This window comes from Pseudomonas sp. 43mfcvi1.1 (assembly GCF_900115935.1).
Lineage (GTDB): Bacteria > Pseudomonadota > Gammaproteobacteria > Pseudomonadales > Pseudomonadaceae > Aquipseudomonas > Aquipseudomonas bijieensis.
Genome location: NZ_UETT01000013.1, coordinates 128,773 through 142,098 on the forward strand (window position 1 = coordinate 128,773; position 13,326 = coordinate 142,098).

Annotated in this window: 7 protein-coding genes; all 7 read left to right on the forward strand. The window is 60.5% G+C overall.

The features are described 5' to 3' along the window. Window positions 1-140 precede the first annotated feature (140 nt). The 7 genes from DTP52_RS23075 to DTP52_RS31500 all read left to right on the forward strand — a co-directional run bounded on the left by DTP52_RS23075 (window position 141) and on the right by DTP52_RS31500 (window position 13,073). The gene (locus DTP52_RS23075; RefSeq protein ID WP_109755468.1) at window positions 141-1,250 is read left to right on the forward strand and encodes an efflux RND transporter periplasmic adaptor subunit; all 1,110 of its coding nucleotides are present in this window, start codon (window positions 141-143) and stop codon (window positions 1,248-1,250) included. Continuing rightward, window positions 1,247-4,327 (forward strand): efflux RND transporter permease subunit, encoded by a 3,081-nt coding sequence (locus DTP52_RS23080; protein WP_109755406.1) that lies wholly within the window; start codon window positions 1,247-1,249, stop codon window positions 4,325-4,327. The genes DTP52_RS23075 and DTP52_RS23080 overlap by 4 nt, the downstream gene beginning before the upstream one ends. A gap of 52 nt (window positions 4,328-4,379) precedes the next feature. Then, window positions 4,380-5,672 carry a beta-ketoacyl-ACP synthase II gene (gene fabF / locus DTP52_RS23085; RefSeq protein WP_109755407.1) on the forward strand — a complete coding sequence of 431 codons (1,293 nt, stop codon included), beginning with the start codon at window positions 4,380-4,382 and terminating at the stop codon, window positions 5,670-5,672. Window positions 5,673-5,956: 284 nt separating this feature from the next. Beyond that, a complete protein-coding gene (locus DTP52_RS23090; RefSeq protein WP_109755408.1) occupies window positions 5,957-7,672 on the forward strand; it encodes a type I secretion system permease/ATPase in 1,716 nt (571 codons plus the stop codon). 19 nt (window positions 7,673-7,691) lie between these two features. Continuing rightward, window positions 7,692-9,002 (forward strand): HlyD family type I secretion periplasmic adaptor subunit, encoded by a 1,311-nt coding sequence (locus DTP52_RS23095; protein ID WP_256594275.1) that lies wholly within the window; start codon window positions 7,692-7,694, stop codon window positions 9,000-9,002. 1 nt (window position 9,003) lies between these two features. Further along, window positions 9,004-10,311 (forward strand): TolC family protein, encoded by a 1,308-nt coding sequence (locus DTP52_RS23100; protein ID WP_109755410.1) that lies wholly within the window; start codon window positions 9,004-9,006, stop codon window positions 10,309-10,311. A gap of 125 nt (window positions 10,312-10,436) precedes the next feature. After that, entirely contained in the window at window positions 10,437-13,073 is a 2,637-nt protein-coding gene (locus DTP52_RS31500) for a M10 family metallopeptidase C-terminal domain-containing protein (RefSeq protein WP_109755411.1), read from the forward strand. Window positions 13,074-13,326: the final 253 nt, after the last annotated feature.

Here is a 13,326-nt window from a genome sequence, read left to right on the forward strand (position 1 = left end):
AGCCACATAGTTCTTGGCTGGCAAAGAACGTCAGGGAGGGTTTTTAGCGGCTAAGCCGTTAGCGATATGTGACCATTGACAGTATTGGTCACGAGATTGAGAATGTGGCTCCTGTCCTCATTGCTCAAGTAAGGGAACCTATGCTCCGGCTTCGACCTGTCACCTTTGCCGTCTGCTTGTTGCCTCTCGTCCTGACGGCGTGTGGCGACCCATCCACCGCTAAAGATCCGCGTACGCTTGCCCCCTTGGTGCGGGTCTCTGAAGTCCAGGGTTCGTCCGATCTCTCGCGATCTTTTACCGGTATCGTTGCGGCCAGGGTCCAGAGTGACCTGGGCTTTCGGGTCTCGGGCAAGGTGCTTGAGCGCCTGGTCGATAGCGGGCAAGCCGTCAAGCGAGGACAGCCGTTGATGCGCCTGGACCCCATCGACCTCGGGTTGCAGGCGCGCGCCCAGCAAGAGGCGGTCGCTGCCGCGCGAGCCCGGGCCAAGCAGACCGCCGACGACGAGGCGCGCTACCGCGATCTGGTCGCCGCGGGTGCTATTTCCGCATCGGGCTACGACCAGATAAAGGCTGCTGCCGATACCGCCAAGGCACAACTGAGCGCCGCGCAAGCCCAGGCGGACGTCGCCCATAACGCCTCTGGTTATGCCGTGCTGCTCGCGGATGCCGATGGCGTTGTGATGGAAACGCTTGCCGAGCCCGGGCAAGTCGTCAGCCCCGGACAAACCGTGGTCCGACTGGCGCGGGCAGGGCAGCGCGAAGCCGTTGTGCAATTGCCCGAGACCTTGCGTCCTGCCGCAGGCGCCACCGCACAAGCGACCCTTTATGGCGTTACCACGGGAGCGGTCACCGCGAGGCTGAGACTGCTCTCGGATTCGGCTGACCGCGTGACGCGTACCTTCGAGGCGCGGTACGTGCTGGAGGGGCCGCTGGCCAATGCGCCGCTGGGGTCGACGGTCACGCTGCGCATTTCCGAAGACAGCGCGCAGCGGCAGGCGCTGCAAGTGCCGATCGCTGCGGTTTTCGACTCGGGCAAAGGCACTGGCGTGTGGGTCATAAACGGCGAACCGGCGAAAGTCACCTGGCGACCTGTGCAAGTCCTGGGTTTGAGCGATGACGCCGCGCGCGTCGCCGGCCAGCTCAATGTTGGCGAGCGTATTGTCGGACTCGGTGCCCATCTGCTGCATGAGGGTGAGGAAGTGCGACTGGCTCAACCGGGTGACGTGAAGGTTGCCGGGGGCCGTCCATGAGCCTCAACCTGTCCGCACTCGCCGTTCGCGAGCGCTCTATTACCGTGTTCCTGATCTTTCTGATTGCCGTCGCGGGAACCTTGGCGTTCTTCCAGTTGGGGCGTGCCGAGGATCCGCCGTTTACGGTCAAGCAGTTGACCGTCATCACCGCATGGCCGGGTGCGACTGCCCAGGAGATGCAGGACCAGGTCGCCGAGCCGCTTGAAAAGCGCCTGCAGGAATTGAAGTGGTACGACCGCACGGAAACCTACACCCGTCCCGGCCTGGCCTTCACCATGGTGTCACTGGTCGATCGCACGCCACCTTCGCAAGTGCAGGAGGAGTTCTATCAGGCGCGCAAAAAGCTCCAGGACGAAGCGCTCAAATTGCCGGCGGGCGTTATCGGGCCAATGGTCAACGATGAGTTTTCCGATGTGACGTTCGCACTGTTCGCCCTGAAAGCCAAAGGCGAGCCACAGCGGCTGTTGGTGCGCGATGCCGAAGCGCTGCGCCAGCGCCTGTTGCATGTGGCGGGAGTGAAAAAGGTCAACATCATCGGTGAGCAGGCCGAGCGCATCTTTGTTTCCTTCTCCCATGACCGGCTGGCCACCTTGGGCGTCTCGCCCCAGGACATCTTCGCCGCGCTGAACAGCCAGAACGTGCTCACGCCCGCCGGCTCCATCGAAACCAACGGGCCACAGGTGTTCCTCCGGGTGGACGGCGCCTTCGATAAACTGGCGAAAATCCGTGACACCCCCCTTGCGATCCAAGGACGCACGCTCAAGCTCTCGGACGTCGCGACCGTCGAGCGCGGATATGAAGATCCGGCCACTTTCCTGGTGCGCAATAACGGCGAAGAAGCGCTGTTGTTGGGCGTCGTGATGCGCGAAGGCTGGAACGGCCTGGACCTGGGCAAGGCCCTGGACGCGGAGACGGCGAGGATCAATGACGCCATGCCCTTGGGCATGACGCTCACCAAGGTCACCGACCAGTCCGTGAACATCGACTCGGCCGTCGGCGAATTCATGGTCAAGTTCTTTGTCGCGCTGCTGGTGGTGATGATCGTCTGCTTTCTCAGCATGGGGTGGCGTGTCGGAGTCGTGGTCGCGGCGGCCGTGCCGTTGACGCTGGCCGTGGTGTTCGTGGTCATGGCGGCCACGGGAAAGAACTTTGACCGCATCACTCTCGGCTCGCTGATCCTGGCGCTCGGGTTGTTGGTGGACGACGCTATCATCGCGATTGAAATGATGGTGGTAAAAATGGAGGAGGGCTACGACCGGATCAAGGCCTCCGCGTATGCCTGGAGCCATACAGCCGCACCGATGCTGTCCGGTACGCTGGTGACGGCTATCGGATTCATGCCTAACGGCTTCGCCCAGTCGACCGCCGGTGAGTACACCAGCAACATGTTCTGGATCGTCGGCATTGCCCTGATCGCTTCCTGGGTGGTGGCCGTGGCGTTCACCCCTTACCTGGGGGTGAAGCTGTTGCCGGATATCAAACAGGTCGAAGGCGGCCACGCGGCCATCTACAACACCCGTCACTACAATCGTTTTCGCCGGGTCCTGACCCGCATCATCGCCCGCAAATGGTGGGTGGCCGGCAGCGTGATCGTGACGTTCGTCGTGGCGATTCTCGGTATGAGCCTGGTCAAGAAACAGTTCTTCCCGACCTCCGACCGCCCGGAGGTGCTGATCGAAGTGCAAATGCCCTATGGAACCTCCATCGAGCAGACCAGTGCCACCACCGCCAAGGTCGAGGCCTGGTTGCAGAAGCAGGATGAGGCAAAAATCGTCACGGCCTACATCGGCCAGGGCGCGCCACGCTTCTACCTGGCGATGGCACCGGAGCTACCCGATCCTTCGTTCGCCAAGATCGTGGTGTTGACCGACAGTCAGGAGGCGCGCGAGACCCTCAAGTTCCGTCTGCGCGAGGCGGCGGCCGAGGGGCTTGCCCCAGAGGCGCGTATCCGGGTGACGCAACTGGTGTTCGGTCCGTATTCGCCATTTCCCGTAGCCTACCGGGTGATGGGACCTGATCCGTCGAAATTGCGTGAGATCGCCGGCCAGGTCCGGGATGTCATGCAGGCGAGCCCGCTGATGCGGACCGTCAATACCGACTGGGGGCCGCTGACGCCGACGTTGCATTTCACCCTGGACCAGGATCGCTTGCAGGCGGTAGGGCTGACGTCGAATGCTGTCGCGCAGCAATTGCAGTTCCTGCTTGCAGGAGTACCGATCACGGCGGTTCGCGAGGACATCCGTTCGGTGCAGGTGGTCGGCCGTGCTGCCGGTGATATTCGCCTCGATCCGGCCAGGATAGAAGGGTTTACCCTGGTCGGCGCGGCGGGCCAGCGCATTCCGCTGTCCCAGGTGGGTGAGGTCGATGTGCGCATGGAGGATCCGATTCTTCGTCGTCGTGATCGCACCCCGACCATCACCGTACGCGGCGACATTGCCGAAGGTTTGCAGCCACCGGACGTCTCGAATGCAATCCTGAAGGCGCTGCAGCCGGTCATCGACACCCTGCCGAGCGGCTACCGGATCGAGCAGGCCGGCGCCATCGAGGAATCGGGCAAGGCCGGTAAGGCGATCGTGCCCCTGGTGCCGATCATGGTGGCCCTGACGCTGTTGATCATCATCGTGCAGGTGCGTTCGATCTCGGCCATGATCATGGTGTTCCTCACCGCCCCGCTGGGCCTGATTGGCGTAGTGCCGACCCTGCTGATCTTCCAGCAGCCATTCGGGATCAACGCCCTGGTCGGCCTGATCGCACTCTCGGGCATCCTGATGCGCAACACGCTGATCCTGATCGGGCAGATCCATCACAACGCCCAGGAAGGGCTGGATCCGTTTCACGCGGTCATCGAGGCCACGGTGCAACGGGCCCGGCCGGTCTTGCTGACGGCGCTGGCGGCCATCCTGGCTTTCATTCCCCTGACGCATTCGGTGTTCTGGGGCACGCTGGCCTACACGCTGATCGGCGGCACGTTCGTCGGCACCATCATGACGCTGGTGTTTCTACCGGCGATGTATTCCATCTGGTTCAAGATCCGTCCTGACCATTCAGCACACACGCAAACGGCACCGCAGGCGTAAACCGGCGTGTTCGTTATTTTGTGGACATTGACTGAGACATGAAGAGGTTCCAATGAAGACTTCCCAAGGTCAAAAACGCATCGTTGTCACCGGCGTGGGCATTGTCGGCCCACTGGGTTGTGGCGTAGAAGAAGTCTGGCAGCGGTTGCTGGCGGGGCGCTCCGGCATTCGTATCCTGCCTGGCGATATCACCGAGGGGACAGGGGTGGCCGTGGGCGGCCAGGTGCCGTCGTTGGAAGAGGACGTCATCGCCGGTTACGATCCGGAGCGCATTATCCCGGCCAAGGATCGCAAGAAGATGGATCGCTTCATCGAGTTCGCGCTGGTGGCTGCCGAAGAGGCGTTGCAACAGGCAGGCTGGCAACCGACCCATGCCGCCGACCAGGAGCGGACGGCAACCATCATCGCCTCAGGCGTGGGCGGTTTTGGCGCGATTGCCGGTGCCGTACGCACCACCGATGCCCGCGGCCCGCGCAAATTGTCCCCGTTCACCGCACCTGCCTTCCTCGCCAACATGGCGGCGGGGCACGTTTCCATCCGGCATGGTTTCAAAGGCCCTCTGGGGGCACCGGTGACAGCCTGTGCGGCGGGGGTGCAGGCCATTGGCGACGCGGCGAGGCTGATCAGGAGCGATGAAGCGGATATCGCCATATGCGGCGGGACGGAAGCGGCGATAGACCGCGTGACCCTGGGTTGTTTTGCCGCCGCTCGCGCGCTGTCCACGGGTTTTGCCGAGCGTCCGCAAGAGGCCTCGCGGCCCTTCGATCGTGATCGCGACGGTTTTGTCATGGCCGAGGGGGCCGGGTTGCTGGTGATCGAATCACTGGAACACGCCCTCGCACGTGGCGCCAAGCCCCTGGCGGAACTGGTGGGTTATGGCACCAGTGCCGACGCCTATCACCTGACGGCAGGCCCGGAAGACGGCAACGGTGCCCGGCGCGCGATGGAGCAGGCGCTGCGCCAGGCCGCTGTCAGCCCCTTGGATGTGCAACATATCAACGCCCATGCGACGTCCACCCAGGTTGGCGACAATGGTGAGCTGGCCGCGATCCGCTCAGTGTTCGGGCGCGATTGCGATGTGGCGATCACCTCCACCAAGTCGGCCACCGGACATCTGCTGGGGGCGGCTGGCGGTATTGAAGCCATTTTTACGGTGCTGGCGCTTCGTGACCAGATCGTCCCGCCCACCCTGAACCTGATTCATCCCGACGAGGCCGCTACCGGGCTTGATCTGGTAGGTTTACAGGCCAGGAAGATGCCGATCACCCACGCGCTCTCCAATGGTTTCGGATTCGGCGGGGTCAATGCCAGCCTGCTGTTGCGCCGTTGGGTGCCTGAGGCTTGAGTATTGATCTTTCGTTCCGCGATGTAGTTTTTACGAGGGGGATTTCAGGGTACCTCGCCTAGGTCGGCATACCTGCATTCATCCTGTGGGAGCGAGCCTGCTCCCACATTCGCCAGTGGCGCCATTTTTTTCTTAAGAACTGCCCAAACGTGCCGATACATCGCGGTAGATCCGATTGTGCGGGCGCTCCCGGGGTGTCCTGCCAAAGATATTCGAGGCGTTCGCGCGCCTGTGCCCTTGTGATTTTTCAGGTTTGAGCAGAATCGGACCTCAGGTAATGAACCATGCCAGCCCACGCCAGAACCGAACTGGAAGGCGCCCTTGCCGTCTGCAAAGGTAGTTTTCTTTCCGTTGGTTTTTTCAGTTTTTTCGTCAACTTGCTGATGCTGGTTCCTTCGTTCTACATGCTGCAGGTGTATGACCGCGCGGTAGGAAGCGCCAGCCTGTCGACGCTGTTGATGCTGACGCTGATCATGTTGCTGTTGATGATCACGATGGGTGGTTTGGAGTGGGTTCGTTCGCGGATTATGGTGCGGATCAGCACCCGCCTGGACACGTTGCTGAGCCAACGTCTGTTCGACGCCAGCTTCAAGCAGGCGCTCAATACCAGTGGCATGAATGCCACGGCCCAGCCGTTGAGCGACCTGAACGGGTTGCGCCAGTTCCTGACCGGCAACGGCCTGTTTGCGTTTTTCGATGCGCCGTGGATCCCGATCTACCTGGCCGTCATGTTCATGTTTCATCCCTGGTACGGCTGGATGGGGCTCGTGAGTGCCGCGTTGCTGGGGGGGCTGGCCTTCGCCAATGAAAAGCTCACCCACGGGCCGCTGCAGGCTGCCAACCGTGAGCAGATGACGGCCACCGCCTTCACCAACAAGAGCTTGCGCAATGCCGAAGTGGTGGAGTCCATGGGCATGCTTGCCAGCCTGCGCCAGCACTGGAGCGGGCGAACCCACAGGATTCTCGCGCTGCAAAGCGTGGCCAGTGACCGCGCCGCGACCATGACATCGGTGTCCAGGACATTCCGACAGATCGTTCAGTCGTTGGTACTGGGCCTGGGCGCCTATTTGACGATCAATCACGAGATTTCTTCCGGGCTGATGATTGCTGGCTCGATCTTGCTGGGGCGTGCGTTGGCGCCCATCGATCAGTTGATCGGCGTATGGAAAGGTTTTCTGGGTGCCCGCGCGCAATATGCCCGGTTGCACGAGTTGCTATTCAAGATTGCCGCCGAGCCCGAGCGCATGTCGTTGCCGGCGCCTGAAGGGGCGATTCGCGTCGAGGGACTCTCGGCAGGATCGCCGGATGCTCGCAAACCGATTATTCGTGGTGTGGACTTTCAGGTGGCTGCGGGCGAAGCAGTGGGCATCATTGGTCCCAGCGGTGCCGGGAAGTCGACCCTTGCCAGGGCGTTGCTGGGTGTCTGGCCAAGCCTGGCCGGCACCGTGCGCCTGGATGGTGCGGATATCAGCCAGTGGCGTCGGGAGGAACTGGGCCAGTACATCGGTTATCTGCCGCAGGACATCGAGCTGTTCGAGGGCACCATCAGCCAGAACATCTCCCGCTTCGGCCCGCTGAACGCATCTGCCGTGGTCGCCGCAGCGCGCATGGCCGGTGTGCATGAACTGGTGCTGCAACTGCCTGATGGCTACGACACCCTGATCGGCGCCAATGGCGGTGGGTTGTCCGGCGGCCAGCGGCAACGTATCGGCCTGGCGCGCGCCTTGTATGGTGAGCCGCGCCTGGTAGTGCTCGATGAACCGAACTCCAACCTGGATGATGCCGGCGAAAAAATGCTTGCCGAGGCGCTGCAAAAGCTCAGGCAGAGCAGGGCCACGGTGTTTGTCATCACCCATCGAGCCGGGGTGTTGGCGCAGGTGGATAAATTGTTGGTCCTCAATCATGGCGAACTGAGTCTGTTCGGGCCGCGTGACAAGGTCCTGGCGCGACTGCGGGAAACGACGCCCGCGGCCCGCCAGGCTGCTGGGATTCAATCGTAGGAAGCGGATGAGCCATCTCATGCAAAACAGTCAGCACTCATCCAACACGTTGCCCGTCGATGACAGGCCGGTTCGACGCATCGGCTACCTCATGTTGCTGGTCACCTTTGGCCTTTTCGGTGGCTGGGCTGCGTTGGCCCCGCTCGACAGCTCGGCACTCGCACCGGGCGTGGTCACGGTCAAAAGCTACCGCAAGACGGTGCAGCACCTTGAAGGCGGCATCGTGCGCGAACTGCGCGTGCATGACGGTGACCTGGTAAGAGCCGGCGATGTGTTGCTGGTGCTCGACAACACCCAGGCGCGTTCGGAAGTGGAAACGACACGCAGCCAGTTGATCGCCGCGCTCCAATTGCAGGCGCGGTTGGAGGCTGAGCGCGACGGGCAGCCCGAACCTGTGGCGGTGCCTGCCTTGGATCCCACTGACCCGCGAGTACAAGAGGCTCGCGACAGTGAAGCGCGGATTTTCCAAACCCGACGAACCTCGTTGCTGGGCGAAATCGGCCTGCAAGAGAAGACCATCGGACAAATCGAGGAGCAGATCCGCGGACTCAAGGCGATCATCGCCAGCAAGCAGATGCTGGCGGCCTCCTATCAAGAAGAAATAGTCGATTTGCGGGCGTTGCTTGCCGAAGGCTACGTGGACAAACAACGGCTACGCGAGCAAGAGCGCAGCCTCTCCAGGCTGCAAACCGAAGTAGCCGAAAGCCAGTCCGGGATCGCGCAGGCGCGGGTGAATATCGATGAAGCGAGGTTGAAGATCCTGCAGTTGAAAAAGGCCTTCGCCAGTGAAGTCGCCGGCCTGTTGGGCGATGCGCGGACCAAGGTGTATGAACTGCGCGAGCGGTTGGCGACCCTGCAGGACCGTGATCAGCGTACCGATATTCTCGCGCCCGAGTCAGGCATGGTCATGGGCATGACAGTCCACACCCTAGGCGCCGTGGTCAGCCCCGGCACAGCGCTGCTGGACATCGTCCCGGCCAACGAGGAACTGATCGTCGAGGCGCAGGTGTCGCCGATGGACATCGACCGCATCGCATTGGGCAAGCTGGCGGACATTCGCTTCAGCGCGTTCAAGAGCAGCACCACGCCCGTCATCGAGGGGCGACTGGTGCAGATTTCCGCCGACCGCTTGATCAACAAGGACACCGGCACCGCTTATTACCTGGCGCGCGTGGCCCTGACGGACAAGGGGCGTCAGACGCTGGGCAACCTGACCCTGGTTCCGGGGATGCCGGTCGAGGTGCTGGTCAATACGGGGGCGCGGACGCTGTTGCAATACTTGATGCAGCCTGCCAGCAATGTGTTCGCCCGTTCGCTGATCGAGGACTGAGATGAAGTTCCTGATCACCCTGTGCCTGGCCCTCATGCCACTGGGAGCGCTCGCTGACGATACTTATGTTGACCTGTGGCAGTTGCATCAGGAAGCGCAGGGGGCTGATCCGCGCGTGCTGCGGGCGCAAGCCCTGGTCCGAAGCGGCGAGGGCAAGGAGCGTGCGGCCTTTGGTCAATTATTGCCGCAGCTCAACGCCAGCGGCAGCGTCAACCGCAGCCGGCGCGATGACGACTTGAACCGTATCCAGTACAACGGCAAGCGCATGGCCGTGGTGCTCAATCAGGTGATCTACGATCCGCAGGTCTGGCGCAGTTACCAGAAGTACATTGAGTTGACCCGGCAAAGTGGCTACGAGTCGGCCGATACCCAGGTGCAGGCCAGCATTGATCTGTCCGAGCGCTACTTCGCCGTTCTTGCGGCAGAGGACGAGTTGTCGCTGGTGCGCAGCGAGCTGGAGGCGACCGAGCGCAACCTCAAGCGGGTCAAGGCCTTGTACGCGCGGCAGATGGCGATGGTGACCGACGCACTGGATCTTGAAGCGCGAGTGGATGCGCTCAAGGCCGACGAGATCGAAGCCAGCAATAAAGTCCTGGTCAGTCGTGAGGCCATTTCCGAACTGGTGGGGCGTGATGTCAGCGAGCAGTTCAAGCGCATCGGCGACAATCCTGCCTTCAGCCTGCCGGCGCAAGCGCAAGACTACTGGGTGCAGACTGCGCTCGACAGCAACCCGGCACTGCATGCCCGGGAGCACAGCGTCCGAGCCGCCGAGGCGGCAATAGACGAAAACAAGGCGGGTCATCTTCCTCGGTTGGGCCTGAACTTGACGGCGCAACGCAGTGATATCGGCTATGAAGGCGCAGTGACGCCTCGCTCGGACAACCTCGTTGCTTCTCTCGACTTGCAGATGCCGCTCTACAGTGGGGGCTCCACCCGGGCACGGGTATCGAGTTCCGAAAGTGACAGGGAGGCCGCCCAGCAAGAGCTGGAAGCCTTGCGTCGCCAGGTCGTCAAGGAAACCCGTACCGCTTATCTCGGCATGACGGCCGAACTCAGCCGGATCAAGGCAACACGGCGCGCGCTGGAGTCGGCTGAAAAGTCACGGGCCGCCACCGAAAAAGCGTTCGGCTATGGGGTCAAGAATGCTGTCGATGTGTTGGACAGCATCAAGGAAGAGTTTCGTGCACGGCGTGATTTCTATCAGTCCCAATACAAGTTCGTGACCAGTTTGCTGGTGCTGCATCGCTGGAGTGGAAGGCTGGGAGATGGGGATATTCGCCGGGCCAATGAGTGGTTGGTTGCCCCGTAGGTGACTCAACTCAAGATATAGAAAAGTGGCTAAGTGATATCACTTTTGCTGTTTCTAATGCAAAATAACCCCCTTTGTAGCGGCCGCATTCTGGAAGGCCGCAGATTGCTTACAGGAAGCTTCGCATGCCTAGCCCACTTGGTTATTCTTCTACATGGTCCGCTACACGGACCGGCAACGCGCAAGTTGATAGCTTGCTGGTCGGTAGCTATTGGATGGGCAGTTCAGGGACGACCCCGCTGACGTACAGCTTCATGACGACCAGTTCATTATTCGCCGCCGACTACAGCGATGACAATGAATATGAGGCCGGCTACGTCCTGACGTCAGCCCAGCAGAACAGTATCGTCAGTGCGCTCGGCATGTGGAGTTCGGTTGCCAATATCAAGTTCACACAGGTCGGCGAATCTGCTGCCAATGTGGGAGACCTGCGCTTCGGCGGCTACCAGAACATGGACGACGACACCGCTGCCTGGGCTTATTTCCCCGATGAAACTCCTAGCGCCGGTGATGTCTGGATCGGACCGGTGACGAACAACCCGACCCCTGTCAAAGGCACTTACGACTACCTGGTCTTTGTCCATGAGATCGGTCACGCGCTGGGTCTCAAACATCCGTTTTCCCAACTCCTGTCAAACCCGACGGTGCTCGCCCCTCAGTTCGATGATGTCCGTTATACGGTCATGAGTTACGACGCTGCGTATTCCTATCAGCCAACCACGCCCATGCTGTTGGATATCGCGGCCATTCAGAGTCTCTATGGCGCAAACACTCAGTGGCAAACTGGCAATAACTCGTATAGTTGGGCTGCTGGGCAGTCAGTTTTCGAGACTATCTGGGACGCTGGCGGCACCGATTCGATCGATGCTTTCAATCAGCTGGAAGCGGTCCGCATCAACCTGAATGAAGGCCAGTTCAGCAAAATCGGCCAAGCGTTCACAGACCTCACTACCCAGGCCGATTTCAATGAAGGGCTGGCAATCGCTTACGGCGCCAAGATCGAAAACGCATTCGGTTCGGCCAACGACGACACATTGATCGGTAATGCGTTGGCCAACGTTCTGAACGGTCGTGCCGGCAAAGATACGATGATCGGGGGGGCGGGCAACGACAGTTACGTCGTTGATAATGCCGGTGATGTGGTACAGGAAAGCAGCACCTTGGCCAGCGAAACTGACACTGTCATCTCGTCAGTCAATTACACCCTGGGTGCCAACATCGAGGTCCTGACGCTAAGCACTAGCGCCAATCTCAACGGTACGGGGAACACGTTGAACAACCGTATCAACGGTAACGCCGGCGCCAATATCCTGGATGGTGGCAGCGGTATCGACACCCTTGTCGGCGGGGCTGGCAATGACACTTACGTGGTCGACAACCTCAAGGATATCGTCACCGAAACCACCACCTTGGCCGGCGAAATCGATACCGTGCGCTCTTCGGTGAACTGGACGCTGGGCGCCAACCTGGAAAACCTCATCCTGACCGGCACAGCCCAGCTCAGCGGTACCGGCAACGCCCTGAACAATGTGTTGACCGGCAACGCCGGCAACAACGTGCTGAACGGTGGCGCCGGGTTGGACACGCTGATCGGTGGCGCGGGGAATGACGCCTATACGCTCGATCAGGTCGGTGAACTGAGCCTGGTTCAAGAGGATGTCGATCAGGGGCGCGACAGCCTGACTCTCACTTACGCCGCGAGCGCGTCGAGCAGCGTCGTTGACCTGAACCTCAGCAACCTGCGCAACGTCGAAAGCGTCATCCTGAGCGGGGCCGGGGCGTTCACCGTAATCGGTAACGACCTCAGCAACAGCCTGATTGGCAATGCCTCCGTGAATAATCTTCAGGGCGGGGCGGGCAACGATAACCTCGATGGTGGCGCGGGTGCCGATACCTTGAGTGGCGGTACGGGCAATGACATCTACACGGTTGACGACCTCAAGGATGTCATCAGCGAGACCAGTACCCTGGTCGGTGAAATCGACACCGTGCGCACGTCGGTCAACTGGAGCCTGGGTGCCAATCTGGAGAACCTCACACTGATTGGCAGTGCCAACCTCAACGGCAGTGGCAACGCCTCGAACAACGTGATGATCGGTAATGCCGGTAATAACGCGCTGAGCGGTGGCTCTGGCAATGACACACTGGACGGCGGCAGCGGTATCGATACGCTTATTGGCGGCGCTGGTAACGACACCTATGTGATTGATAACTCTCAGGACGTCGTCAGAGAAACCACCACATTGAGCAGCGAGATCGATACGGTGATCTCGTCTGTGAGCTGGATCCTGGGTGCCAATCTGGAGAACCTCACGCTGACCGGTACTGCCTTCATAGGGATCGGTAACGAACTGGACAACGTGCTGATCGGCAACGCTGGAAACAACGCGCTGGACGGTGGGGCAGGCAATGACACACTGATTGGCGGCATAGGTAGGGACAGCCTGAATGGTGGAGCCGGAGCCGACCAATTTGTTTTCAACACGCTGAGTGAGCTGGGCAAAGGTTTTGATAGTGACCTCATTTCCGATTTCAACAGCCTGCAAGGCGATAAGCTTGATCTGTCGAAACTGGATGCCAATATCCTGACCACGTTCGGCGATACGTTCAGTTTCATCGATTCGAATGACTTCACTGCTGCCGGACAGCTGCGCTTCGTCGATCAGGTGCTGTATGGCAACGTCAACGGCGACCTGGGAGCGGATTTTGAAATCCAGCTGGTGGGTGTCAATACCCTCACTGCCAACGATCTGATCGCTTGATAGAGCGGTTCGGCCCTGTGGGAAACAGTCCAGGGCCGGACCGCTTTGCGTTCAAGCGCGAGCAAGCTTATTCGCCACAAGGTCGTCGACCGCCTGATTAATCATTGATTTCATGTGTACTGATTTATCCAAGTGCCGGGAGCAAGGCTGCTACCGGCATTTTTTTGATGTCAATCAGCATCAAAAATATTGACCGCTACGATTATGCTCATCATCATAAGGCTGCCAGTCTATGACACGCACTGACGTCGGA